This is a genomic window from Vibrio sp. Vb1574, assembly GCF_033338675.1.
In genome coordinates this window covers 185,432-212,312 of the sequence record NZ_JAWOTC010000006.1, presented here as the reverse complement: position 1 = coordinate 212,312, position 26,881 = coordinate 185,432, and the positions used below count along the sequence as shown (strand labels likewise).

At 43.2% G+C, this 26,881-nt stretch carries 23 protein-coding genes; 8 read left to right on the top strand and 15 right to left on the bottom strand.

The genetic code is table 11. The features are described from left to right. Positions 1–7: 7 nt before the first annotated feature. Both R7O12_RS07195 and R7O12_RS07190 read right to left on the bottom strand, forming a co-directional pair. Entirely contained in the window at positions 8–1,201 is a 1,194-nt protein-coding gene (locus R7O12_RS07195) for a class I SAM-dependent methyltransferase (protein WP_318104610.1), read from the bottom strand. Between the two features lie 161 nt (positions 1,202–1,362). Continuing rightward, positions 1,363–2,766 (bottom strand): methyl-accepting chemotaxis protein, encoded by a 1,404-nt coding sequence (locus tag R7O12_RS07190; RefSeq protein WP_025766604.1) that lies wholly within the window; start codon positions 2,764–2,766, stop codon positions 1,363–1,365. A gap of 90 nt (positions 2,767–2,856) precedes the next feature. Here R7O12_RS07190 and yccX point away from each other — a divergent pair, with 90 nt between their 5' ends. After that, positions 2,857–3,129, top strand: a complete 273-nt coding sequence (gene yccX, locus R7O12_RS07185; protein WP_017634611.1) for an acylphosphatase — start codon at positions 2,857–2,859, stop codon at positions 3,127–3,129. A 2-nt stretch (positions 3,130–3,131) separates the two neighbouring features. Here the strand turns inward: yccX and R7O12_RS07180 are convergent, their stop codons facing one another. After that, positions 3,132–3,461, bottom strand: a complete 330-nt coding sequence (locus R7O12_RS07180; protein ID WP_005377396.1) for a TusE/DsrC/DsvC family sulfur relay protein — start codon at positions 3,459–3,461, stop codon at positions 3,132–3,134. Between the two features lie 408 nt (positions 3,462–3,869). Here R7O12_RS07180 and R7O12_RS07175 point away from each other — a divergent pair, with 408 nt between their 5' ends. Further along, positions 3,870–4,244 carry a chromosome partitioning protein ParB gene (locus R7O12_RS07175; protein ID WP_042523006.1) on the top strand — a complete coding sequence of 125 codons (375 nt, stop codon included), beginning with the start codon at positions 3,870–3,872 and terminating at the stop codon, positions 4,242–4,244. Positions 4,245–4,320: 76 nt separating this feature from the next. Here the strand turns inward: R7O12_RS07175 and R7O12_RS07170 are convergent, their stop codons facing one another. The 5 genes from R7O12_RS07170 to R7O12_RS07150 all read right to left on the bottom strand — a co-directional run bounded on the left by R7O12_RS07170 (position 4,321) and on the right by R7O12_RS07150 (position 9,557). After that, a complete protein-coding gene (locus R7O12_RS07170; protein WP_025766607.1) occupies positions 4,321–4,983 on the bottom strand; it encodes a Bax inhibitor-1/YccA family protein in 663 nt (220 codons plus the stop codon). Between the two features lie 249 nt (positions 4,984–5,232). After that, positions 5,233–5,982, bottom strand: a complete 750-nt coding sequence (locus R7O12_RS07165) for an amino acid ABC transporter ATP-binding protein (RefSeq protein WP_005377400.1) — start codon at positions 5,980–5,982, stop codon at positions 5,233–5,235. A gap of 23 nt (positions 5,983–6,005) precedes the next feature. Next, positions 6,006–7,103, bottom strand: coding sequence for an amino acid ABC transporter permease (locus R7O12_RS07160; protein ID WP_017821868.1), 1,098 nt, complete (start codon positions 7,101–7,103; stop codon positions 6,006–6,008). A 1-nt stretch (position 7,104) separates the two neighbouring features. Continuing rightward, positions 7,105–8,310: an amino acid ABC transporter permease gene (locus R7O12_RS07155; RefSeq protein ID WP_005377402.1), complete on the bottom strand. Its 1,206-nt coding sequence runs from the start codon at positions 8,308–8,310 to the stop codon at positions 7,105–7,107. A gap of 218 nt (positions 8,311–8,528) precedes the next feature. Further along, positions 8,529–9,557, bottom strand: a complete 1,029-nt coding sequence (locus R7O12_RS07150) for an amino acid ABC transporter substrate-binding protein (RefSeq protein WP_005377403.1) — start codon at positions 9,555–9,557, stop codon at positions 8,529–8,531. A 460-nt stretch (positions 9,558–10,017) separates the two neighbouring features. Here R7O12_RS07150 and R7O12_RS07145 point away from each other — a divergent pair, with 460 nt between their 5' ends. Continuing rightward, positions 10,018–10,938: a bifunctional precorrin-2 dehydrogenase/sirohydrochlorin ferrochelatase gene (locus R7O12_RS07145; RefSeq protein WP_318104606.1), complete on the top strand. Its 921-nt coding sequence runs from the start codon at positions 10,018–10,020 to the stop codon at positions 10,936–10,938. 116 nt (positions 10,939–11,054) lie between these two features. On the opposite strand, the gene R7O12_RS07140 is transcribed toward R7O12_RS07145, so the two are convergent. Further along, positions 11,055–11,537, bottom strand: a complete 483-nt coding sequence (locus R7O12_RS07140; protein WP_005377415.1) for a YajQ family cyclic di-GMP-binding protein — start codon at positions 11,535–11,537, stop codon at positions 11,055–11,057. 21 nt (positions 11,538–11,558) lie between these two features. Continuing rightward, positions 11,559–12,617: a 3-deoxy-7-phosphoheptulonate synthase gene (locus R7O12_RS07135; protein WP_206959240.1), complete on the bottom strand. Its 1,059-nt coding sequence runs from the start codon at positions 12,615–12,617 to the stop codon at positions 11,559–11,561. Between the two features lie 374 nt (positions 12,618–12,991). Between R7O12_RS07135 and R7O12_RS07130 the strand changes: the two genes are divergently transcribed. Further along, positions 12,992–13,489, top strand: coding sequence for a DUF4442 domain-containing protein (locus tag R7O12_RS07130; protein WP_005377418.1), 498 nt, complete (start codon positions 12,992–12,994; stop codon positions 13,487–13,489). A 33-nt stretch (positions 13,490–13,522) separates the two neighbouring features. Here R7O12_RS07130 and R7O12_RS07125 read toward each other — a convergent pair whose 3' ends face one another. Continuing rightward, positions 13,523–14,875 carry a hypothetical protein gene (locus R7O12_RS07125; RefSeq protein WP_005377421.1) on the bottom strand — a complete coding sequence of 451 codons (1,353 nt, stop codon included), beginning with the start codon at positions 14,873–14,875 and terminating at the stop codon, positions 13,523–13,525. A gap of 192 nt (positions 14,876–15,067) precedes the next feature. Between R7O12_RS07125 and R7O12_RS07120 the strand changes: the two genes are divergently transcribed. Continuing rightward, entirely contained in the window at positions 15,068–15,901 is an 834-nt protein-coding gene (locus tag R7O12_RS07120) for a S1 RNA-binding domain-containing protein (protein WP_318104604.1), read from the top strand. A gap of 283 nt (positions 15,902–16,184) precedes the next feature. Here R7O12_RS07120 and rsmF read toward each other — a convergent pair whose 3' ends face one another. The 4 genes from rsmF to R7O12_RS07100 form a co-directional block, all read right to left on the bottom strand. Beyond that, entirely contained in the window at positions 16,185–17,621 is a 1,437-nt protein-coding gene (gene rsmF / locus R7O12_RS07115; protein WP_318104601.1) for a 16S rRNA (cytosine(1407)-C(5))-methyltransferase RsmF, read from the bottom strand. A 150-nt stretch (positions 17,622–17,771) separates the two neighbouring features. Then, positions 17,772–20,420, bottom strand: a complete 2,649-nt coding sequence (locus R7O12_RS07110) for an MlaD family protein (protein WP_318125719.1) — start codon at positions 20,418–20,420, stop codon at positions 17,772–17,774. After that, positions 20,413–21,663, bottom strand: coding sequence for a paraquat-inducible protein A (locus R7O12_RS07105; RefSeq protein ID WP_017821871.1), 1,251 nt, complete (start codon positions 21,661–21,663; stop codon positions 20,413–20,415). The genes R7O12_RS07110 and R7O12_RS07105 overlap by 8 nt, the downstream gene beginning before the upstream one ends. 24 nt (positions 21,664–21,687) lie before the next feature. Further along, complete coding sequence (locus tag R7O12_RS07100) at positions 21,688–23,484, bottom strand: ABC transporter ATP-binding protein (protein WP_021033889.1); 1,797 nt, start codon at positions 23,482–23,484, stop codon at positions 21,688–21,690. A gap of 92 nt (positions 23,485–23,576) precedes the next feature. Here R7O12_RS07100 and R7O12_RS07095 point away from each other — a divergent pair, with 92 nt between their 5' ends. The 3 genes from R7O12_RS07095 to prc all read left to right on the top strand — a co-directional run bounded on the left by R7O12_RS07095 (position 23,577) and on the right by prc (position 26,798). Beyond that, entirely contained in the window at positions 23,577–24,050 is a 474-nt protein-coding gene (locus R7O12_RS07095; protein ID WP_005377433.1) for a GAF domain-containing protein, read from the top strand. A 97-nt stretch (positions 24,051–24,147) separates the two neighbouring features. Continuing rightward, a complete protein-coding gene (gene proQ / locus R7O12_RS07090) occupies positions 24,148–24,774 on the top strand; it encodes an RNA chaperone ProQ (RefSeq protein ID WP_005377435.1) in 627 nt (208 codons plus the stop codon). Between the two features lie 17 nt (positions 24,775–24,791). After that, on the top strand, positions 24,792–26,798 hold the full coding sequence (gene prc / locus R7O12_RS07085; protein ID WP_017634279.1) for a carboxy terminal-processing peptidase: 2,007 nt from the start codon (positions 24,792–24,794) through the stop codon (positions 26,796–26,798). Positions 26,799–26,881 lie beyond the last annotated feature (83 nt).

The following is a 26,881-nucleotide window of genomic DNA, read 5'->3' as shown; positions in this document are numbered from 1 at the left end:
TCGTAGCCTAAAGCACTTTACATGCAAAACCTTTTAAGTAGAAGCCTTCTGGATATGCTGTATCGGTTGGGTGGTCAGCGGCTTGCTCAAAACGCTCCACAAACTTTACTTGGCGGTTAGCGTCTACGGCTGCATCAGCGATGATTTTCTGGAACAGAACTTGATCCATCAAGCCAGAGCACGAGTAGGTCAGTAGCGTGCCGCCCGGTTTTAGAATTTGCATTGCTAGCATGTTGATGTCTTTGTAACCACGACATGCGCCGTTTAGTTGTGCTTTGCTCTCTGCGAACTTCGGTGGGTCCATGATCACAACATCGAACTGAGTTCCTTGATCACGATACTCACGAAGCAGCTTAAACACGTCTGCATTTAGGAAGACGGCACGCTTCTTCGAAATATCAAACTCGTTTAGTTCTGCGTTGAATTTTGCGGTATCTAAAGCAGGTTGTGACACGTCAGCGTTAATCACACGCTTTGCATCACCTTTTAGAGCGTAAAGTCCGAAGCCACCAGTGTAAGAGAAGCAGTTAAGAACTTCTTTGCCTTTCATATATTTCATCGCTTGCTGGCGACTATCACGTTGATCTAGGTAGAAACCTGTTTTGTGTCCGCCAACGATATCTACACTAATCTTTACGCCATTTTCTTCGATGACGACCGATTTAGGTGGCTCTTCGCCGTGCAAGACGCCCGTGATCTCTTTGAAACCTTCTTTTTTACGAACGGCCACGTCAGAGCGCTCGTACACATTACAATCAGGGAAGCACTCAACCAGAGCGTCAACAATAGCCTGCTTATTGTGTTCTGCGCCAGCACTGAGAAGTTGGCACACAAAGAAATTTTGGTAACGGTCGATCGTAACGCCTGGTAAGCCGTCAGACTCTGCTGCGATAAGGCGATAACCCGTAAGGCCATCACGTTCGATAATGTCTTCACGAAGAAGTTGTGCGTCTTTAAGTCGTTTAACGAAAAACGCGGTGTCGATTTCTTCTTTATCAAAACTCCAAATACGAGCACGAATTTGTGAAGCTGGCGAATATGCCGCCTTAGCTAGCCATTTACCGTCGTGAGTGAATACATCAACCGTTTCGCCAAGAGCAGGTTCGCCCTCAACTTTGTTGATGCCTCGAGAGAAGATCCAAGGGTGCTTGCGCTTGACCGATTTCTCACGACCTTTAACCAAATAGATAGCAGCTGTCATTTCATTAGCTCTTGTTGAATTTTGAAAGGGGCGTATTGTCCGGGATGTGAATGGTAAAAGCAATATCCCTCGGCAATCCAGTACATTGTAGTGACTTTTAAATACAAAAAAGGTCACTAAAGTGACCCTTTTATTTGAATTTGCTGTAACAGATTCCGTTGCTATGCTTTAAGTCCAGTAAGTAGTGCTTCCATGGTGTCGCTTTGCTTACGCAGTTGATCAACGTTTTGTGAAGTCGTGCTTATCATATTGCACACGTTATCTGCTTGAACTCGAATCTCTTCAACGCTTGAGGCGATATTGTCCGCGACTACACCTTGCTCTTCAGCTGCTGTTGCAATTTGAATGCTACTGTCGGAGATAGTTTGATTTTTATCTGCCAAAGAGCCGATTTCGTGATTCACTTCCGTCATGAGGTTTTGTCCCTCATTTGCATTATTAACTGTCACTTCCATCAGCTTAGTAAGCGACTGGCTGTTACGCTGTAACGATTCAATCATCGTTTGGATTTCAACTGTCGCTTGCTGAGTGCGTCCCGCAAGAGCGCGAACCTCATCCGCAACGACCGCAAATCCACGACCTTGTTCTCCAGCACGTGCAGCTTCAATAGCCGCGTTCAGAGCAAGTAGGTTGGTTTGCTCGGAGATCCCATTGATGGTTGTCACGACTTCATCAATTTGTGCTGCATTGGCATCTAACTCGGCAACGGCTTGAGACGCAGATTGAATCTCATTAGAAAGGTTCGAAATCGAGTGAAGCGTATTCTCAACTTTCACTTGTCCAGACTGAGCCACGTTTCGCGCATCATCGGTTTGCGTGCTTGAATCGTGAGCTAGTGTCGCGACTTCTCGAATCGTTGATGCCATCTGTTCAGTTGCACTCGCAAGAGAGTTGAGGTGTTCCTGCTGAGTCGCTGAAATATCTGAACTGTGATGAATCGATTGATTCAGATCTGAGCTAATTTGTTGCATTAACGCCACAGACTCTTGAATCGACAGCACCATTTGTTGCTCTCGTTCTGCAACTTTGTCTATCGTAATAGCAATTTCACTAAACTCGTCGCGAACAGGGAAGAAGTTCATTCTCGCAGTTAAGTCGCCACCCGCAAGAGTGTTTAATGCTTTGTTCATCGTGAACATCGCGCCGCCAATAAACGTCATGATGTAGTAAACGCCAAGAGCGAGAATAAACAAGCTCACACAGATAATGCTTACTTGAGTCGTTGATAGGGCAGCCCATAAAGAAAGTTCATGGTTCGCAACCAAACTGTACGTACCATTTAAAACAGACACGGATTGCGAACCAGAGCCAATAGAAACGGTTTCTGAACCAGCGATGAGGCTTGCTACTTGAGATTGAGAAAGGTTGCCTGCCTCTATCAGACCTTTCATAAGCATGAGCTCTTCTTGGTACATACTTGAGATCAGTGTATTAGCCGCGCTATTAAGGACGAGAGTGAGAATGACTAAAGCAAGAAGAGGGAGAACGAAGAGCAAATAGAACTTTTCTTGAATCTTTAAGTGAATGAGATACTTATCAATCCAGCGGAATGGAATTTCTTTCATAATTATAATAACCGTGCAAAAACCCACTATCCTTAGTGGGGTGAATAGACGAAAAGAATATATCACTCAGTAAAAAGAAGCGGTACAAAGATGAACGTAAAGTGTGAGAGATTTATAGTAAAAGGTCACGTTCAAGGCGTCGGCTTTCGTTACCATACTTCCCATCAAGGATTGAAGCTAGGGTTAACAGGTTATGCGAAGAACCTAAACAATGGCGATGTTGAAGTGATGGCGTGTGGAACAGACGCGCAAATAGTTGCGTTTTCGGAATGGTTACAAGAAGGACCGCGAACGGCAACAGTAGAGCATGTGATGCAGGAACCTGCGTCGTATAAGCCGTTACGCGGTTTTAAAATTTTATGAATCTACAAGCATTTAGCTGGCTTTGGTAGGCCGGCTAATTTGGTTGCTTGTTTGGCTGGCCCCTTTTTAAACAGCTTGAATAGATACTTACTGTTACCTTTTTCTGGGCCGTGCGCTTTTTCCATCGCTTTCACAAGCATACGCACTGCAGGGGAGGTATTAAACTCTTCATAAAAGTCTCGCACAAAATGCACAACTTCCAAATGAGCATCCGTAAGCTCGATGTCTTCTTCTTTTGCTAAAAGCTCAATCATACCTTCTTCCCATTGAGTATGATCCAATAAGTAGCCTTGAGCATCCGTTTCAATTTCTTTGCCGTTGTAAACGAACATAACGTTTTATCCGTTAAGTAAACATGGATGTTTATAGATTAGCGACAGCCGAGAATGTTCTCAACAAAAGAATCTCGAAGTCGTATCGAGCGAAGCAAAAGCGTACAAAATGGTGAGTGTTTTTGACTGAGCTAGGCACTTTGATATAAATGCTCTTTTATTCAAATAAATAGGAAACTATTCAGTTTGTTAGAAATTTTACGGGGTGAGTACCAACGAAATTGCATGGATATCCAGGCTTATTCATTTTTGTTTTGGTTTTTTCTTGGCTACTTGTCTGATTATGGGATTTTATGGGTGAATGAATAGCTGACAACGTTGTGTTTGTTTTCATAGACCGATATTCTCATTGGATTAATGAAAGCCTGTATTCAGGTTAGAAACAACAATGATGACAAGGAGTTAGTCATGTCGAAACAACGTTACATTGAGATTAATGACAATGTAAAATCCACTTGGTCCATCGAGCGAATTTGGCAACTTGCAGAATCCTTACCTGTAGAAGAAATTGCGATTGCTGATATAAAAGGCCCAAATGAAGTGACTTGGTTTAGTCATGAAGGGCCACAGCCAACCTGCCGTGAAATTGCAAAACATTGCCAACGAATCAACAATGCTGATTTGTCGTATCCGGTAATCTTAACCAGTGACTATCGTGTTTTTGACGGTATGCACCGAATCGCCAAGCAAATCATGTTAGGAGAGGAAACGATTAAAGTGAGACGCTTTAGAGAAAACCCAGAAGCTGACGAAGTTATCGAGTTGGCGGTAGACCAAGCGTAACAAACTGAATTACTTGCAAAGAAAAAGCCCGAAGGAATTACCTTCGGGCTTTTTGATTCTACTTAACGAGAAACGATTAATCGTCGTTCATGATGCCTAGAATGCTTAGTAGGCTGATGAAGATGTTGTAGATTGATACATACAAAGTTACTGTCGCAGAGATGTAGTTTGTTTCACCGCCACGAATAATGCTTTGTGTTGTCATCAGGATCGCCATAGTAGAGAAAATGATAAACAAGCTGCTCAACGCCAAGTGTAAAAGGGTTGATTGAATAAAGAAGCTTGCAATCATGCCCACAACCAGCACAACAAATAGTGATAGCATTAAGCCACCCATCATCGATAGGTCACGTTTCGTTGTTAGTGCGTATGCCGATGCTGCCATGAAAGATAGTGCCGTACCACCGAGTGCGGTTAATACGATATCGCCCATGCCTGCACCTATGTACATGTTTAGAATAGGGCCAACGGTGTAACCTAAGAAGCCAGTAAATAGGAACGTAAACACAAGGCCAAGACTGTTGTTACGGTTTTTCTCTGTTAAGAATAATAGGCCGTAGAAACCAACCAGCATTAGGATGATACCTGGATGTGGAAGGTTAAATGCCATTGCAACGCCAGCAACGACTGCCGACCATAAAAGTGTCATTGAAAGTAGAGCGTAAGTATTACGCAATACTTTGTTCGTTTGTAGAGCACTTTCTTGAGTTGAAGTGCGGGTAAACATTGGACTGTTCATAATCTTCCTCGATAAGAGACTTTCTTTTAAGTACATTTATGGGATTGAAAGTTCAAAAAATCAAGCCCTAACCATACGTAACTTAGATAAAATAATAATAGAAATAAGATGTTATGTATTTGGCAACTTGTAACACAATATTACTGACTAGCATAGCTATATTGATTCTTACACAGATTTTTGAATTTAGTAACAAAAAGCACTGGCTTCATAGAAACCAGTGCTTTTTTATGTCGATTCGGCTAAATCTTAGTGGTGTAAGATTTGCGCTAGGAAATTTTGGGTCCTATCCGATTGAGGATTTTCGAAGAAATCAACAGGGTTGTTTTCTTCGATGATCTCTCCTGCGTCCATGAATATCACGCGATCGGCAACTTCTTTAGCAAAGCCCATTTCATGTGTCACACAAAGCATAGTCATGCCTTCCTCGGCGAGTTCGACCATTACATCCAGTACTTCGCGAACCATTTCCGGGTCGAGTGCAGATGTTGGCTCATCAAAAAGCATGACTTTAGGGTTCATACACAAAGAGCGAGCAATCGCCACACGTTGCTGCTGACCACCAGACAACTGACCGGGATACTTCTCCGCTTGGTCTGGAATTTTTACACGTTCCAGATATTTCATCGCAACTGCTTCTGCCTCATCTTTTGGCATCTTCTTCACCCAGATAGGCGCGAGCGTACAGTTTTCCAGTACGGTTAAATGAGGGAAGAGATTAAAGTGTTGAAAGCACATGCCCACTTCTCGGCGCACTGCTTCAATGTTCTTTAAGTCTTCAGTTAATTCCGTACCAGAGACGTAAATGCTGCCTGCTTGGTGCTCTTCAAGACGGTTAATACAGCGAATCATCGTTGATTTTCCCGACCCTGATGGACCACAGATAACGATTTTCTCCCCGCGCTTAACGTCGAGGTTAATATTTTTTAGTACGTGAAACTCACCATACCATTTATTCATGTCCTTCAATTGGATCATGTAATCTTGTTGTTGCGTCATAATACGTCCTTGATCTTGATGAGTTATCGTTTGTGACCGGTATGAAGTTTGTTTTCAAGCCATATCGAATAGCGCGACATGCCAAAACAAAATACCCAAAACACTAACGCGACAAATACATAACTTTCTGTAGCAAAACCTAACCATTCAGGGTCGGTGTTTGCTGCTTGCCCTATACCGAGTACGTCAAACATACCAATGATGAGTACCAAACTGGTGTCTTTAAACAAACCGATGAAGGTGTTCACGATAGAAGGAATAGTAATCTTTAGCGCCTGTGGCAAGATAATCAGCCCAGTCTTTTTCCAGTAACTTAACCCAAGCGCATCAGCGGCTTCATATTGACCTTTCGGAATGGCTTGTAGACCACCGCGTACCACTTCTGCCATGTAAGCGGAGGCAAACATAACCACACCGATAAGGGCGCGAATCAGTTTATCTGTCTCTGAACCTTCAGACATAAATAATGGAAGCATAACCGAAGCCATGAACAAAACCGTAATCAGCGGAACGCCACGCCAAACTTCAATGTAGACGGTACAAATGCTGCGAATGATCGGCATCTCTGAACGTCTACCAAGCGCAAGTACCACACCAATTGGCAGTGAAACTACGATACCAACTAACGCAATAATGAGCGTAACGAGTAATCCACCCCATTTGTGTGTATCGACCACTTCTAGTCCAAAGACACCCCCGTACAACAGCCCAGCGATGATGAATGGGTAGATGTTTACGAAGAAAAGCCAAATCCACATCCGTTTCGGTGTCTTCTCATACGCGAGTAAAACAGTAAACATGGCCAATGTGATATAGAAAAGGCGAGGGCGCCATAGTTCGGACTCTGGATAAAAACCATACATGAACTGCTCCCAGCGCACGCTGATAAATACCCAGCAAGCACCATCTCGGCTACAGTCGTCACGCGTTGAGCCAATCCAGTCTGCGTTAATAAACGCCCAATCCACGATATACCATATTGCAGTTACGACAATATACGCAAGAATGACAGTAACAATGGAATTGATAGGGCCATTAAATAGATTTTTCCGCATCCAACCAACGAAGCCTACAGTATTGGCGGGTGGCGGGAGATCCGGTTGAAATTGATGAGTACTCATATTATCTCTCCACCAGCGCGACTTTACGGTTATACAAGTTCATTAATGCAGACGTAATCAGACTTAATGTCAAGTACACGCCCATCGTCATCGCAATGATCTCAATCGCTTGTCCCGTTTGGTTCAGGGTAGTACCAGCAAACACAGAGACAAGATCTGGATAACCAATCGCCATCGCTAACGATGAGTTTTTGGTGAGGTTGAGATATTGACTGGTTAAAGGTGGAATAATAATTCGTAACGCTTGAGGAATGACAACAAGCTTTAAAGTTTTCGAGCGTGGTAAGCCTAGCGACATCGCTGCTTCGGTTTGACCATGGCTAACCGCATTAATACCAGAGCGCACAATCTCAGCAATGAAAGAAGCTGTATAAACACTCAATGCCAAAAGTAGCGCAGCCAATTCAGGAATAATGCTAATACCACCTCGGAAGTTAAACCCTTTTAGTTCAGGATAATTCAGTGAAATTGGCATACCAGCAAGGAAGTACACAACCAATGGAAGGCCAACAACTAAACCCAAAACTATTCTTCCCATTGGGGTTTGTTGCCCAGTGAGACGTTGCTTATTATTCGCCCATACATTAATTAATAAGCTTGCGATTACCCCGAAGATTAACGCGGCAATAACGTAGCTACTGCCGGGTTCCATAGTCGGTGCAGGGAAATATAAGCCACGAACGTTCAGGAAAATAGCTTCACCAAGACTTAAGCTTTGGCGTGGTGAGGGTAATGCTTGAAGAACAGCGAAATACCAGAAGAATATTTGCAGAAGAAGGGGGATATTTCGGAAAGTTTCGATATAAACTGCCGCTAAACGACTAACTAACCAGTTAGAAGAAAGGCGGGCAACCCCCATGGTAAAGCCAATCACAGTAGCCAGAATAATACCTAATACGGAGACTAACGCCGTATTAAGAAGGCCGATGATAAATGTTCTACCGTAAGAGTACGTTTCATCGTATTCAATTAGTGTTAACCCAATACCAAACCCGGCTTCTTGATTCAGAAAACCGAAGCCCGTTGCAATACCACGAGCATCTAAGTTATTGAGAGCGTTGTTTACAATCGTGTAAAAGAAAAATACCAGTGCAGCAATGGCAATGATCTGGAAAATAGCAGAACGAAAGGCAGGATTATAAATCAGGCTCTTGCTTCCGCTTGGTTTGGACATCGTACTTGGCGATGCATCTTGTGTCGGTTTCATACAGCGATAACCTCAAACCTTAGTTATAGATATCGGCATGTATAAAGAAGTTTCGTCCTTGCTGGCTAAAGAATAACGCTCTCATGTCTGGTGACTTACGAACCTTTAAAGCCGTTCCACCAAGCGAGCGCTTTTCGCCATCCAATGAGCGATCCTTACTCATACAGTGAGATATAATCAAGAAAAAGGGCGGCATGAACCGCCCTGATTAACTCTTTCTATCGGATTGGTGGCGCGTACATAAAGCCGCCTGCATTCCATAGCGCATTAACGCCACGAGAGATTTCTAACGGCGAACCAGTACCGACTGTACGCTCGAAGCTTTCACCATAATTACCAACTTGTTTGATAACTTGGTAGCCCCAATCATCACGAATACCCAAACCTTTGCCTTTAGGGCCATCAACACCGAGGATACGTTTGATGTTTGGATCTGTTGACTTCAGCATTTCATCCGCATTCTTCGAACTAATACCGTATTCTTCAGCGTTAATCATCGCAGACAATGTCCACTTAGCGATGTTAAACCATTGATCATCGCCTTGACGAACAACTGGACCTAGTGGCTCTTTAGAGATGATTTCTGGAAGAACGGCCGCAGAGGACGGATCTTTCAAATTCAAACGTAGTGCATAAAGGCCAGATTGGTCAGTTGTTAATACGTCACAGCGTCCCGCATCAAAACCTTTCGAAGTTTGCGCCGCTGTGTCGAATACCACTGGTTTGTACGCCATGCCTTGGTTGCGGAAATAATCTGCAAGGTTTAGCTCGGTCGTTGTACCTGATTGAACACATACCGACGCACCATCAAGCTCTTTAGCACTTGAGATACCAAGTTCCTTCTTCACCATAAAACCTTGACCATCGTAGTAGTTCACACCTACGAAGTTTAGGCCCAGTGCAGTGTCACGGTGGAGAGTCCAGGTCGTGTTACGGGAAAGCACATCAATCTCACCAGATTGAAGCGCAGTGAAACGTTCTTTTGCGGTTAGGGGTACATATTTAACTTTCGTTTTATCCCCAAGAACGGCTGCAGCCAGTGCTTGGCAATATTCTACGTCGATACCTTCCCATTCGCCTTTTGAGTTAGGGTTAGAGAAACCAGGTAGACCGGTACTTACGCCACAAGTAAGAAACCCTTGTTTTGTGACTTTGTCCAGAGTAGTGTCTGCTGCTTGAGCTGATGTTGCCATCATCGCAGTAGAAGCCGCTACGACGGAAGCAAGAACTGTGAGTTTATTTGCCATTTGTATCCTTCCTGTATGATCCATGTTTAATCAGGAGTGACCTGAAATAACGTGTCCAATTCGTTAGAGTTATCGTCCTACGTGATTGATTTTCGAAGAAACGGCATTCGATAGATCAACCAGTTATAAGCGTAGGAAAGGATCTGTTAATTCTCAAATATATAATTTAAATGAAGTTTTGAGAGAACTTACAAAGTGCCTTGAGATTTAGAATGACGAAATGTTAATTGTTTGTAAATAGTGCAATTCATGGACAATTTGGTGCATCAGAACAATCAATAGAAGAGTGAACAATACAAAAGAATAAAAAGTTGTTATCAAAACTGTCATTAGCTGAGCAAGGTGAAGTTCAGTAAAAATTCAAACAAAAATTATTTGTGATACCGAAACAGGGTGATGAGCTTGCCCCATTTTTGGTAGCATGGTCTACAACAGCTAATTAGAGTAATCATGGATTGAAATGCGATATTTTCCTCTGTTCTTAGATTTAATTGATAAACCCGTTCTCGTCGTGGGTGGCGGTGAGGTGGCAAGCCGAAAGGTGGAAGCGTTGCTAAAGGCTGGGGCGGATGTGACTATCGTTTCTCCGACGTTGGTTGATTTTCTGTCTAAGCTTGCTTCTGAGCATCAACTGCGCTGGGTACAACGTTTCTATTCGAGTGACATTGTCACTAAAAACTTTGTTCAAGTGTGGGCGACGACAGACAATCCTGAGCTAAATCACCAAGTGTACAAAGATGCCAAAGAGCTAGGCATCTTGGTTAACGTTGTGGATGATAAGCCTTATTGTGATTTCATCACGCCGTCAATGATTAATCGTGGCCGCATCCAAATCGCTATCTCTAGTGGTGGAGCTTCGCCAGTTTTAATTCGAAACATCCGTGAAAAGCTTGAATCGATACTGCCACAAAACATGGGGTTGATGGCGGATTTTGCTAACTCAAAGCGAAACTCAATTAAAGAGGCACTGCCTAGCGTCGATTTACGCCGCAAGTTTTGGGAGCAATTCTTCTCGAATCCCGAGGTGGAAAACGCGCGAGATAATCGTGAGTTAGAAGCAATTTACCAAGCGACCATGGCAACACCTTTAGATGAAAAGGGAAGTTGTACTTGGGTTCATGTTGGGAAAGATGTTGAGATGTTGCCAATAAAAGCCGTACGCTATATGCAACAAGCGGAGCTGGCTCTGTACTCAACTCGATGTGAAGCGAATGTGTTAGAACTAATACGAAGAGATGCAGAAAGAGAAGCTTTCTCGAGCGCTGCTGAGCTTTCGGATATGCTGGCCAAGGCTAAAGCTGAAAAGCTTCGTATTTGCGTGTTCATACCACAAGGAACGAGCGAATTCGTATTGTTGCAAGGGCAGGACTTAGTTATCTAGCAATGCCAAATACTAAAGTGCCAAATACTAAAGTGGATACGTAGTTCGTTACACTAAAGCCAATAAAAAACGCCAGCGGATTATGCGCTGGCGTTTTTATTTACTTCTCAGATTGATTAATCACGGAAGTTGTTAAACTGGAATGGGATACCCATCTCTGCTTCACGAATCGCTGCCATTGTCGCTTGCAGGTCGTCGCGTTTCTTACCAGTAACACGTACTTTGTCGCCTTGAATAGAAGCTTGTACTTTTAACTTTGCGTCCTTGATAAGTTTCACTACTTTTTTTGCCGTTGGAGTATCAATACCTTGGCGGAAAAGCAGAGTTTGGTGCCAGTTTTTACCAGTAACGTCTGGGTCTTGTGCATCCATTGCGTTCGCGTCAATGTTACGCTTCGCTAAGTGGCCGCGTAAAATGTCGCGCATTTGCTTAAGTTGGAAGTCACCTTCCGCAGACATTTTTACGTTTTCTTCTACTAGCTCAAAGCTCGCATTTACGTTGCGGAAATCGAAACGAGTAGACAATTCACGGTTAGCATTATCAACGGCGTTACGTAGTTCAACCGTATCGATTTCAGAAACAATATCAAACGATGGCATGAAGATTCCTTGATTATTTTGTTATAGGGACTTTCGGGACTTAACAGCGCTTGCCAGCATATCTAGCATTGTAGCAGTGTCTTCCCAACCTAGGCATGGATCTGTAATAGACTGACCATACGTTAGGTTATTGATGTCAGTCATTGGCTGATTGCCTTCAAGAATAAAGCTTTCAGCCATGATACCCGCAATACGAGTGCTGCCTAACTTAATTTGGTTACAAATGTCTTGAGCTACGTCGATTTGTTTTCTGTGTTGCTTCTGACAGTTTGCATGGCTGAAATCCACAACCAAACGTTGTGGCAATCCAAACTCAGCTAAAGCATCACATGCTTGTTTGACTGATGCTTCATCAAAGTTAGGGCCTTTTTCTCCACCGCGCAGAATAATATGACCGTAAGGGTTGCCACTTGTGCGGTAAACCGTCATTCGACCGTTCTTATCTGGCGAGTAGAAGTAATGCGATGCTTTCGATGCGCGAATTGCATCAATTGCAATTTTTACGTTGCCATTTGTGCCATTTTTGAAACCAACTGGGCAAGATAGTGCCGACGCCATTTCACGGTGAATTTGTGATTCCGTTGTGCGAGCACCAATCGCGCCCCAAGTGATCAAATCCGCGATGTATTGACCAGTGATCATATCAAGAAACTCAGTAGCAGTCGCAAGACCAAGCTTGTTGATATCCAGTAGTAGTTTACGAGCTTTATGAAGACCAGCTTCAAGTGCGTAAGAACCATCTAGGTTAGGGTCCGTAATCAAACCTTTCCAACCAACTACTGTACGAGGCTTTTCAAAGTAAGTACGCATCACGATAAATAGCTCGTCTTTGTACTTGTCTTGGATTTCACTCAGACGAGTGGCGTAATCAATGGCAGCTTCAGTGTCGTGAACAGAACACGGACCTACAATCGCAAGAAGGCGATTGTCTTCACCCGATAAAATGTTTTCAATCTGACGACGAGATTGAGCGATACGGTCTGCAACGTCATCCGTAATAGGATGTACACTACCTAGCTCTGCTGGGGTAGGCATTGGACCCAAAGGTTGGGTTCTCAATTCATCTGTTTTTATAGGCATGTTATAGCTTTATTCTCTATTGCGAAGGGGTAAAGATAACGGAATTACAGGCAGGAATAAACCGTTTCACGGGAATCTTCGCCAGGAAATACCGAATTGTATACAAAGGTGTAGGTATTCATTTAAATGACTTATGTATAAATGACAAAACTTGATCATTAAATCAATATATATATACATTTGAATTTATAACCATTTTCTCTATCTCGCTGTAAGGTAATCTAAGTAAATGCGATAAACTTCATACCTTACGGGTGACGCCGTCACTTTATGAGGGTTAAATAACTCGTGAGATCGAGCTTTTGTTAACATTTCTTTGACATCTATTTCTTTCGTTGATTAACTGGTCTGACTAGATTGGTAAGGAGACCAAAATGTTATCAGCTCTACGTCGTGCGAATTTGTATCTAAATCTGTTTGGCTTTTCAAAAGTGCCGCTGATTTGGCTTTGCCACCCTAAAATCATTGCGATAGATAGCAAGCATGTTGAGGTTCGTATCCCATTGCGCAGAAGAACGAAGAACCACCTGAATAGCATGTATTTCGGCGCTTTAGCCGTTGGTGCTGATGTTGCTGGTGGTTTTCTTGCTATGAGTAAAGCGCAAGAAAAGGGAGAAGCGATCTCGCTAGCATTTAAAGGTGTGAAAGCCGAGTTTTTAAAGCGCCCGGAAGCCGATGTGCACTTTGTTTGTAACGATGGTCATGTCATTGATGAGATGCTCGAGCACACCTTGGCAACGGGTGAACGAGTAAATCGTGACGTAAAAATTGTCGCGCTGTGTCCTAACTTACATGGTGACGAGCCAATGGCTGAATTCTCGCTTACTCTTTCGATAAAAAAAGCAGCCCAACAAAGAAAAGAGGCTGCCTAGTGGTTTGTGGCTCGTTTGTTTAAAGGCGTTGGCTTAATTGAGTTCAATCTTCTCGATAGAGACGATTTTGGAGCGATTTAAGACCACTTTCCAGCGGTAATAAACAGGCTCATCGGTGTGGTTGTCCTCTTTGACAATCACATTGAGCAAATGACGTTTCTCTACTGACTCTTTGGTTACTTGACCTTCATTTAAACGGTAAACTCGGTTTGAGCTTTTATCCATCAAGCGGATGATAGGGCGCAAACTGATGTTCAATGTTTCTCTCGTTTGTTCGTAACCACTCAAGAAAAGAGAGGTCGCCATTTCGGTTTTCTCGTGATAATGAAGAATCTGCTCTTCACGTTGCACGACGCGCTTTTTACGTATTCTTTGAATCTTATCCGGCAAGCTACTTAAGGTACGATAATCGAGCCACTCCAATTTTTTGCCAACCACTTTTTTCGTCGTTGGGTCAACGTACTTCTTACGCCATTTTGGCTTGCCTTTACGGATCCATCGCCACATAGCATCGCGTAAATCATCTTTAAAGATTTCTCGTAAAGCGTAAATAAAAGACATCGCGATAATGAATGAAGCAGAAATTTCCCCCAGATAATCGCGAGCGAGAATCACGGTAGAGGTCACGACAACCATCACTAAACCAGTTGCAATGCCTTTGATTGCACGCTTGATGTTGTTACCCATCGATATGGTTTCTTCACGAAGCACGATAGGGTGTTCAATCAATCGCCTTAGCAAGCGCATTTTGTTAGATAAGCGAGTAACGTCTTCAACGACTCTTGATGAGTTGTATTTGTTGAGTTTACGATGGGCTTGCTCTTTCTCACATAGCGTGATCAGGCGCTTCTTGATCGTGCCATAGTCGCCTTCACGTGGTAGGTGGGCCACCAGTGACAGGAACTTTTGCTCGGTATACCAAGACAGATAGTTATCGATGTTAACGTAGTAGCGTTTTAAGTTCTCTTCGTAAGGAATAGAACGCCGCAAGCGCTTTAAGATCTCAAGCGTGAGCTCGATAACTTCGTCCACTTCATCTTCCGTTACGGAGTTGTTCTCATGCTTGTTTAAACTTGCTACCGCTTTGTCTAGCGCGATAACGTATTGGTAAGCGAACAAACTCAAACTTACTCGGTATTGCTGATTCGACAGGCGTCCACGTTTGGCAAGTCGACTGTGTACTAGCGGAAGAAGGATTTCAGTACTGTAATAAGATCGTTGCTGTGTGATTGAGGTGTAATAAAATTCGGATTCACTGATGATATCGGCGTTTAAACCAAGCTCACCAGGTATAAAAAAGTAAATATCTAGGTCGACACTTTTGCTCTTTGCGAGTGCATGACTGATTTTTAATGTTATTGAGTCTTGTTTATCGACGGTGACCAAAGAAAGCTCCTGACTTTGCTAAAGCATTCTTAACTTATGCGTTCCGTTGAGCAGGTAAGTATAAGAGTGCTAAAAGAGTGACTGGGGCATATAGCTGAACGACAACAGCATAACAGAGCACTATGCTTTTCTCTCTGATTTTCTTGTTAGTTTAGGTATAATTCCACGTAAATTTAAAAAGAGACAAAATCAATGATTAAAATTGGTCAAATTAACAGCTTAGAAGTCATTAAAAAGGCTGATTTTGGCGTATTTCTGGATGGCGATGATTACGGTTCTGTTCTACTACCTAGTAAGTATGTACCAGAGGGTACTGAAATTGGTGAGCATGTAGACGTATTTCTGTACTTCGATTCAGAAAGCCAACTTGCTGCGACCATTGAAAGACCAATTGCCCAAGTGGGTGAATGGGGTTTAATGAAGATTGAGGGTGTGAATGCGACAGGTGCTTTTGTAAATTGGGGCATCAAAGAAAAGGACTTACTGATTCCTTTTAGTGAGCAACGCACTCGCTTCTCTGCCGGACAAACCATTTTAGTGTATGTTTATACCGACAAAGCGTCAGGTCGCATTGTTGGTACGACTAAGTTCAATAAATGGTTAGATAAAACTCCAGCGAATTATGAAGTTAACGAACAAGTTGATTTGATCATCGCAGAGCGTAGTCAACTTGGTTATAAAGCTATCATTAACGGTAAGCATTGGGGCATGATTTTCCCATCGGATGTTTTTGGTAAGCTTTACATCGGTAAAAAGCTGAAAGGCTTTATTAAGCACATTCGTGAAGATGGTAAAATCGACCTTGCTCTACAAAAAGTAGGTGTGGCGAAAATGGACGATCTTTCTAGTAAGATCCTTGACCTGCTAGAGAAGAAAGGCGGATTTTTGCCTTTGAATGACAAGTCGTCTCCTGAAGCGATTTTTGATGCTTTCCGCACAAGTAAAGGGACTTATAAAAAGACCATCGGTGGCTTATACAAGCAGGGTAAAATTGTCATTGAGAAAGACGGTATTCGTCTAGCGTAGTCCAAACTCACGTATAGTGGAACTGCAGCAAAAAAAACGGCCCAAACTTTTCCTTTTTTTGGGCCTAGGGGAAACGGCTCCGCAGAGCCTGCGCTAAACTTGTCCAACAATAATTTTGTTGGTGAACATAGAGAGAAATGCCACATCAAAGCATTACTTTGATACAACTAGTTTAGTACAGCGTGTCCGGATCGCTAGCGAGCCCACTTGCTTTCATACTTACGAATTAAAAAGCCATCGCAAATACGATGGCTTTTCATTTATTTATGGTTCGTTACGTCTTTTAAAATAAGTTCTTATCTCGTACTAATTCGCGAGGGAGGCCATTCTTTATTCGGTTGCTTACCCACTTGCCAAGGCCAATAACTGCGCCTTGATAGGTGACAAGCACTTCGCCTTTACCTGTTTTCATTCCCTCAGGAATGGTTTGTGGGCGAACATCACGCCCCATGTACCATTCGCGCGCTTCTTCAATACTGAGTTCAATGGCGTTGCTTTCAGAACCTGTCGCCAGGGCAGTCGCGACTTGGTGTTGCCAACGGTAGCCATTTTTATGGGCTTCCGCGATCTTTATACCCATACGGGAAAAGCGTAATTCGCCGATCATCGGTTCTAAAGCATTAGGGAACAGCCAGACATCTTTATCGCGAAGCCATACAGAACTGTCATTTGGAAGTTTAATACCTAACGCGCTTTGGAGTTGTTGAGCAATTTCTGTCGATTCTTTTTTTGAAGTTTTAGCAAAGGGGAATTTCCCCATGCGCTTTTTGACTTCTGGCGCCTCAACAGCAGCCAGTTTGCGAATTCTTGCAACAAAGAACCCTTCACAGTCGTAGACCTGCGGGAAAATATGCAAAAAGCCTTCTTCAGTTAGAGCTGCCTCTGCGTTTTCAAACAAGTTCTCAAGGCTTTCAAACTCTACTGCATCCCCAAAGGTTTCTTTCAAGTGTTGACAAACTTGTTGGTTTTCTTCTGTACTGAGCGTACATGTTGAGTAAACCATCACACCACCGGGCTTTAATGCATGGAAGGCGCTTTCAATAAGATCTTTCTGTGTGTCAGCGATGTCGAGTACGGAAGCTTGCGTCCAGTTTTTCATCGCATCTTCGTCTTTGCGAACGGTGCCTTCTCCAGAGCAAGGCGCGTCGAGCAAAACCGCATCAAATTGTTCTGGTAGCCAACCGCCAAAAACGCGTCCATCGAAGTTACTTAGTGCGGCGTTACGTACCCCACAACGTTCCACATTAGCGTGCAGTACTTTTACACGACTTGCGGCGTATTCATTGGCCACAAGTACACCTTCGTTGTTCATTAAAGCTGCAATTTGAGTGGTTTTTGAGCCTGGAGCGGCTGCGGTATCTAACACGGCATCGTAAGATTCATCATTCATAAACAGAGCAGATACCGGCATCATCGAACTGGCTTCTTGAATGTAGAATAAGCCAGACATGTGTTCTGCTGTGTTGCCTAATGGTACAACTGACTCATCCGCTTCAATCCAAAACCCCGTGTCACACCAAGGCACAGGAGAAAGCTTCCAGCCTTTTGTTTCTGCTCGTTCTAAAAACGCTTCAACGCTGATCTTCAACGTATTAACTCGAATACTTTTGCGCAGTGGCTTTTGGCAAGACGCGATAAAGTCTTCCATGTTGAGATGAGCAGGAAGGATCGTTTGGATTTTTTCCAGAAACGCGTCTGGGATGTAAACATTAGGATGCAATGTGGGATCTCGTTTGCAGAATTTGTGGCAAATAATATACGAAAGCGAAGCAGAAACGAATAGTGACAAGGGCCGAGCAATAAAAAAGAGCAGCGATTGCTGCTCTTTTAAAGTGATCAAACTTCAATTGTACGTGAATTGAGCTTTATTCTACGGCTTAGGAATCGCTGTACGCCATTGAGTCCAACCTTCTTCAGCTTGTGGATACAAAAAGAAAGATTGCCCATTCTTTGCCGCTGGTGGAATAGTCGATTGCTCTGGCGTTGAAAACGCAATTCCTCCGCGAACTAAACTATCAAAGGTTCCCGCTTTGATGTTAGCGCCGGTAAGCCCGATGGAAACATCTACTCCTGAAACATTCCAGAACACACTGTTTTGACGAACGAGGTAAGCATATTCAGGCTGTATTTTGATAATCATGACGATGCGATCAGCAAATTCTCCTAGGCTTACGTCGGTCACTTGGCCAACTTCCATCTGGCGGTAAAGAATAGGGGTACCGACTTGTACTGAGCCTCTTTGTTCACTTTGTAACGTAAACATGATTCCATGCACGCGTTCTGAACTATTTTCTAATTGAAAATCAAATTTAGCTTTACCTTTACCTGGTTCAACACTGATGGATTTCGAAACCAACGCCCCGAGGTTTTTAACGCCACCTAAACCAATTTCTGGTTCAGTTAGCCAAAAATGTGAGCCTTCAACCGCAATGTTTTCTACGTATTCAGGTAGGATTCTTGCAGTGACTTCAACCATGTTACGACGAAAATTCGGTACAACCAGAGTGATTTCACCAACTTTAACACCTTGATATTCAATCGGCATTCCTTTAGCAATCTCTTGCGAACCGTCGGTTTCTAAAGCAATGACGCGCCCAAACTTGCGAGCGGTTTTTTGATCAGAATACAGCTTCCAGTTTTCTCCGATTTTGTTTTCAACGCCTGGCACGGAGTCAAAAGCGATGCCACCTTCGATTAACGACTTCAAAGGGTGTGCTTTCACACTGACGCCAGCTAATGATGCATCTATCTCAATCCCTGAACGATTCCAAAAAACGGTTTGTGGCGTTACAAGATAAGCGAAGCGGTTTTCGATAGTAGCCTTAATTAGTACTCCGCCATCAACTAGTTGGAAATCGGAGACGTTACCAACTGGAAGATTACGATAGAGTAGAGGGCTGCCTTTGGAAATCGGCGGCAATTCAGAAGCAAATAGTGTTAGCGCCCTAGAGCCACTTTGATTGTACTGCGCCAATTCAGCCAATGATTCATTTTGGAACAGTTGATACTCTTTTTGAATATCCTGCTTGCCTTCGCTCACAAAACTAATTGACCCGGTTAACAACTGCTTTGCTGGAGGAACGGTAACGCTGAACCCCGATTCAGTTAACTCTGCTGATGCACTGCCGGTTACATAAAAACGATTGTTTGATTTGATCAGATGTTTGTATTCATGGTCAATCAATACATCCATAAATACTTCGTGTTGTGATTTTTTATCTTCCTTAACTAGGCCCACTTTGATGATTGAACCAACAACGATGCCTTTATAAAGTACATTGGCACCGCTATCTAGGCCAAACGAATTGTCGGACACCAACCGAATCGCGATAGACTTTTCTTGCTGTTGGTTAAACACGTTTTTACGAATCGCAGTAAAGCGGCGAGAGCGTTCACCCGCGCCCGGCACGATCGTTAAGAAGTTTCCTCGCACTAAATTAGCAATGTTTTCAACACCAGAAAGGGACACCTTTGCTTCTTCTAAGACAAATCGAGTACCTGTCGTCAGCATGTCACTAAAAGCGGGTTGAATTGCCGCTGACGCCAATATCACTTCTCGACCTTCGGAAAGGCTCAAGTCCGTAACTTGGCCAATTTCAATTCCGCGATACATAATTGGAGCGCCTTCTCCGCTGATCTTGCTGTCATCAGGTAGGACGATTTTAACCGCGATGCCTCGACCAGCAGTTTTCAAATCTTTATACAAACGGAACTCGGTGTTCTCTTCTACAGGCTCACCATCATCCGGAGAGTCGACGGCGATGGCGCCACCTAGTAAGGCACTCATGCTTTCTAGTCTTACATCGACACCTTCAAAACCGATGCTGGCACCAATTCCACTGACGTTCCAGAATCGACTGCGGTTGTTAATGATATGTCGGTATTGATCCTGAATGTTGGCCTGAATAGTGATAGATTTTGCATCTTCATCTAGCTGGTAACTGTACACTTCACCGATTGGGATTTTCTTATAAACAATTTGAGAGCCAACCGATACACCACCTAAATCACGGCTTTTGAGCTTAATATTCAAACCTTGAGAAACGCGTAAATCTGTTGGAGCAGAGTCTAACGCATGGAATGTTGTCTCAAACTCTTGACCATCTCCGGGTTGAATCGAGATGTAGTTACCTGAGACGAGCGCATCCAGTCCGGAAACTCCCGTTAGGCTAGCTGTTGGTTTTACTAACCAAAAGCGTGTTTTATCGTTCAGTAACTTTGCAGCTTCAGGATAGATATCAGCATCGACATAAATACTGCCGAGATCTTCGGTGAGGTTAATGTCTCTTACCATGCCGACTTCTAATCCTTGGTAACGGATAGTGGTTCGGCCGGCGACAAGACCAGCGGCATCAGAAAAATAGATTTGCACTCGTTGTCCTGCATCGTGTATCGACTTCACAACAAGCCAGCCAGCTAAGACCATGGTCAAAATTGGCAACAGCCAAAGAGGAGATATGCCTTTACTCCGCTTTACATCTGGTACGTATGACGTTTGAGAACTGTTCTGATCACTCATTCATTGACTCTTTTTCTGATTGTTTTGGGTTTGTTTGGTCCCAGATTAGCCTTGGATCAATACTTTCTGCTGCAAGCATGGTCAACACTACGACAACACCAAATGCTACGGCGCCATATCCTGGTGTGAAATCCAGTATCTGACCACGATCGACTAACGTCATCATGATAGAAATAACAAACAAATCCATCACAGACCATTTACCGATCCATTTAACAACAAAGTAAACCATCATTCGTTGTCTCTTAAACACCGAACGTTTGAATTGGATGCAAAGCATGATGTAGGCGAGCCCAAGTATTTTAATCACCGGGACAACGATACTCGCAACAAAAATGATCGCAGCGATTCCATACATGCCGCTTTTTACCAAACCAGCCACGCCTGAAAAAATAGTGTCCTCCAAACGCTTACCATTGGTAAGCAAGATGGAAATAGGGATCAGGTTAGCAGGGAAGATGGCGACCGTTGCTGCGATGAGGTAAGCCCATGTTTTCTGAATGGAGTTTGGCTTGCGATGATATAACTCGTGATGACAACGCTGGCAATGGTCACCTTCAGGCTGGGACAAGTGGCATTCATGGCAATGCACATCTTTATGCTCAAAAGCATATAAACTTTCTGGTTTCCAAGCTTCCCAATAACGACGCACGCTGATTCTTGAAACTAACAAAACGGTAAATATCTGCAAAAGAACCAGACCAATTAACCCTGGACCGACGAAAATGTCGGAATAATCTTGGAGTTTAAAACAGGAAATGGCGATGCTAACTAAGAACACATCCAACATAACCCAATGCTTCAAATGTTGAATTAGCCACAGTGAGATACGAAGCCCACGGAACCATCGTTGATGTAAAGAAATATGCGCCGTTACCACTGAAACACAAACCGTCAGTGGCGCTAGAGAGCTACAAAATAGAATGAGCAATGAAAGAAGAACAAATCCTTCTTCCATCAATGTGATCATCCCTGAAGGCAGGGTTGCCGGAATCATCACACCAAAGAGTCGGATGCTAATAAAGTTAAAAAAGTGCGATGGAATAAATAGTAGGATACAGGTTATCGCGACGGCTAGATTACCAGAGAGGCTAGGGCTACCTCCGCGATATAATTGTGTACCACAACGAGGGCAGTGTGCATTTTTGCCATGGGGTAAGTCGACGATGTCGACAGGCAATTCACAACCTTGGCACAGACGTACGTTATTGGGTTGCATGGCGTGCTTAGACAGAGAGGTCATAACGACCTCTCTAGCTTGAACGATTTAAGCGTGGGACTGTATGCCCCCATATAAGGTTTGATATAAGCCTTCTTGCTCAACTAACTCACCATGAGTACCTGTTTGCGTCACTTTCCCATCTTCAAGCACGTAGATCAAATCGGCTTGTTTAACAGCGGATAGTCGGTGCGCAACGATTAATGTTGTTCTACCACGTAAGAACTCGGTCAGTGCTTTGTGTAAAGCCGCTTCAGTAGCGGTATCTAGCGCAGACGTGGCTTCGTCTAAAATAACAAATTGAGGATTACTCAGCACCATTCTAGCAATGGCAAGCCGTTGTCGTTGACCTCCTGACAAACGAATGCCATTACGACCAACTTGAGTATCCAAGCCGTGGTTCAGTTGAGAAATAACATCTTGCAGCTGAGCCACTTCAAGCGCACGCCAAAGTGACATTTCGTCAAAATCCCCACCAAGCGTTAGATTATGCCTCAAGGTGTCGTTAAATAGTATAGGTTGCTGTAATACCACGGCAATTTTGTCGCGAATTACTTCAAAACCAATATCTTCTGTTAATTCATCATTAAAGCGAATGCTACCGGAGTTTTGACGGTAAACCCCAATAAGTAATTGTATCAAGGTTGACTTACCACCGCCGCTTGCGCCAACTAACGCCACTTTCTTTCCTGCCGGCATATGTAAAGAAAGATTATCTAGGACTTTGTTTTCATTATTGTAAGAGAAATTAATGTTTTCTACTTTAACGTCAACTTCTCTACCTTCTTTGAAAGGATTTACCTTAGGAACCGGTCTCTGCTCTTCTTCTAACTCTAATAAGTCGTTGATGCGTTTTAATGCGGCTTTAGCGCTGTACCAAGAAAACTGAATCCCAAGCAACTCTTGAACAGGAGAAAGCATGAACCATAGGTAACCAAAAACGGCAAATATTTGGCCAATAGTAAGGTCACTGAACATGACCATTAACATTGCGACAGCTCTGAATAATTCAAAGCCGATCAAAAAGAGAAGAAAAGAAACGCGACCAGCCGCTTCAGATTGCCAAGCATACTTGTCTGCATCAACGCGAACTTGGTTCGCACTGTCTTTGAGTTGTTGGAGGAATTCTCGCTCTTTATTGGCTGCGCGTAGTTGGTAGATTCCATCTAATGTTTCAACCAAACGGTTTTGGAAAATTTCAAAAGAATGATTTTCCTTCCGTTTCAGATGTTTAACCATACTGCCTAGTTTACGTGAGAAGTAAATGACAATAGGGTTAACTAACAGGATAAACAGACCAAGTCGCCAATCGAGCCAAAGTAGAACGATAGCAGTACCAATAACAGTCAGAAAACTGATAACGAATTTTGCTAACGTAGAACCAATAAATTTATCAATGGTCTCAATGTCAGTGATAAGGTGTGCGTTGATTCCTCCGCTACCTTTGGTTTCGTATTGTCGGATGCTGATACGGCCGAGTTTGTCGATCATTTTACTGCGCATCTCAAACGTGATGGTTTTTGAAACAAGCGTAAATTGTCGGCTTTGAAGGATATTTAATCCTTGGCTCGCAGCTCGCATAAGAACAACCAAGAACAGGGTGAAGAAAATATAGCCTGTCGGAGTGTGCCACGCTTCAGGGAGAATGGCATTCATGGCGTCTAAGCCTTTTGCAGGTTGGTCCAATAAGACCTCATCAACCATCAAAGGCATGAGGAGGGGAATTGGAACACTAATCAAGGTTGCAAGCACCGCTATCAAGTTCGCTATGATCAGCTTGGACTTGTGCTTTTTTACTTGTGTTATCAACCAAGAACGGCTAATAGTGTCATTTTTCAGAAGCATTGTAATTGAGAATAAGTCCTATTATAAAGTAGGGCTGCATTTTAGCGCCATACATTGAGAATGGAAGCTTTTATAGTAAGTAGGAAGTTAATATGAACTTAGAACAATACCAAAGACTAACCAAACAAGCTGTTGCTCTAATTGAGTCTGAACCAGACTTTATTGCGAACCTAGCAAACTTGAGCTCATTGCTTTTCATGGAACTTGACGATCTTAACTGGGCAGGCTTTTACCTAACAAAAGGTGAAGAGCTTGTTCTTGGTCCGTTCCAAGGAAAACCAGCTTGTGTTCGTATCCCAATGGGTCGAGGCGTCTGCGGTACTGCTGCACAAACTAATACTATACAAAGAGTATACGACGTTCACGAATTTGAGGGGCATATTGCGTGCGATGCAGCGAGCAATTCAGAAATTGTGATTCCATTTTCTATTAATGGAAAGGTGGTTGGTGTACTTGATATTGATAGTCCAAGTATTGGCCGATTTAATGAAACAGACGAAGAAGGTCTCACTCATTTCATGGTTGAAGTAGAAAAGCTGCTTAATTCACACGCGAACGACGCATAAATTAGCCTTCGAGTGTGGTTTTTCCTTGGCATGTCACTATAATACGAGAATATTTTTTCTTAATGCTCGCGGAAATCCGCTCAAATCAGGACCCCTCATGACTGAAAAGTTAAAAAACAGCAAAGAAGTTATTGCATATATTGCTGAATGTTTCCCTAAGTGCTTTACTTTAGAAGGTGAAGCAAAACCTCTGAAAATTGGTATTTTTCAAGATCTTGCGGAACGTCTAAATGAAGACGAAAAAGTAAGCAAAACACAGCTTCGTGCAGCGTTAAGACAGTACACTTCATCATGGCGTTACCTACACGGTGTAAAACCAGGTGCAGTACGTGTAGACCTAGATGGCAACCCTTGTGGTGAGCTAGAAGAAGAGCACGTTGAACACGCGAAAGCGACACTTGCAGAAAGCAAGGCGAAAGTTCAGGCTCGTCGTAAAGAACAAGCACAAAAAGCTCGTGAAGAGGGTAAGGCGAAAGCGAAACCTGCGGCTAAAAAGCCTCAACAGCCTCGTCGTACTAATAAACCAAAAGTACAAAAACCAACTAAGCCTGTAGAAACGCGCGCTCTAAATGCTGATGAAATCACAGTAGGTAACGCAGTTAACGTGAACATGGGCAAAGGAAACATGGCAGCGACCATTGTTGAAATCAATAAGGATGATGTACGTGTTCAACTTGCTAACGGCCTACAAATGGTTGTGAAAGCGGAGCACTTGCGCGCATAAAGGAGATACTCCTACGCATGAATTGCCGTTCAAAAGTGACCCTGATTGCTGCTAGCTTATGGCTAGCAGCATCAGCTCAGGCTCTTGAAGCCAAACTACATAAAGATGACCTGCCGGTTCTTTCTCCTGAAGTTCAGCATGAAACAGCTAGCAAACGAGTCACCTCGCGATTTACCCGCTCTCATTATAAGCACTTCAGCCTCAATGATGATTTCTCTAAAGCGATCTTTGAACGCTATGTAGAGTTGCTTGATTACAATAGAAATATTTTCACTCAAGCAGACATCGATTCATTTAAAAATTGGTCAGTCGAGCTTGATGATCAGCTTAAATCGGGCAACAACCAAATTGCTTTTGATGTTTACAACCTCTCAATGCAGAAGCGTTTCGATCGTTTTGCTTATGCGTTAACTCTACTCGATGAAGAGATCAAGTTTGATACCGATGACGAGATAGAGTTAGACCGCTCTGAGGCCGCATGGCCAAAAGACGAAGCAGAGCTCAACGAGTTGTGGCGCAAGCGTGTGAAATATGACGCGTTAAATCTGAAACTGACTGGCAAAGAGTGGCCAGAGATTAAAGAAGTTTTAGAGAAGCGTTATAACAACGCGATGAAGCGCATCACACAGACCAACAATGAAGACGCATTTCAGTTGTATATGAATGCCTTCGCGCGACAGGTTGACCCTCATACAAGCTACCTTTCTCCACGTAATGCCGAGCAATTCCAATCGGAAATGAACCTTTCTCTAGAAGGCATCGGCGCCGTTTTGCAAATGACAGACGATTACACAGTAATTCGTTCACTTGTTGTTGGCGGTCCGGCATCAAAGAGTAAGCAACTTGGTGAAGGGGACCGAATCACTGGTGTTGGACAAGACGGTGAAGAAATTGTCGACGTGATCGGTTGGCGTCTGGATGATGTTGTTCAGTTAATCAAAGGCCCTAAAGGCACAAAGGTTAATCTACAGATCTTGCCAGAAGGTAACGATGCAAAGAGTTACATTGTCACAATTGTTCGTGACAAAGTTCGCTTAGAAGATCGTGCAGTTAAGTCAGAAATCATCGAAAAAGACGGTAAGAAGATTGGTATTTTAGAAGTACCAAGTTTCTACGTCGGCTTATCGAAAGACACCGATAAATTACTAGCTGAGTTGAAAACCAAAAACGTTGACGGCGTAATCGTTGATCTACGCAACAATGGCGGTGGTGCGCTAACAGAAGCAACGGCATTGACAGGTTTATTCATTAAAGAAGGTCCTGTAGTTCAAGTTCGTGACAGCTATGGCCGCATCAAGGTGAATGCCGATACCGATGGAAAAGTGAGTTATGATGGCCCATTGACGGTGTTGATTAACCGCTACAGTGCTTCAGCATCTGAAATTTTTGCAGCGGCAATGCAAGATTATAATCGTGCAATCATCTTAGGTGAAAACTCTTTCGGTAAAGGTACAGTTCAGCAACATCGTTCACTGAATCATATTTACGATCTTTTCGATAAAGAGCTAGGTTATGTTCAGTACACGATTCAGAAGTTTTATCGTATTGACGGTGGAAGTACGCAAAATCGTGGTGTTGCACCAGATATTTCGTACCCAACGCCAATAGAGGCTTCTGAAACAGGTGAAAGTGTTGAAGACAATGCTTTACCTTGGGATCAGATTGATAAAGCACAATATCAAACGTTTCCAAGTAACGACGCCTTAGTTGAAAAACTTACTGCTCTTCATAACAAGCGTATTTCTGATGAAATGGAGTTCCGCTTTATCAATGAAGACATCGAGAAATATCGTAAAGAAAAAGACGATAATACTTTGTCTTTGAACGAAAAAGTTCGTAAAGCTGAATCGGATAAAGCGGAAGCCCTTCGATTACAACGCATAAATGAACGTCAAGTTGCTTTGGGTAAAAAAGCATTCAAAACATTGGATGACATACCAAAAGACTACGAGGCTCCTGATGTTTATTTAGATGAGTCTGTCGCGATTATGGTCGATCTACTTAAGCAGGAAAATCAGTCATAATAACTGGCAATTTAGAATAAAAAGAGTGAGTCTTTCAGATTCACTCTTTTTTTATGCCTTTTTGTCTTCCGCTGTCTCGATAT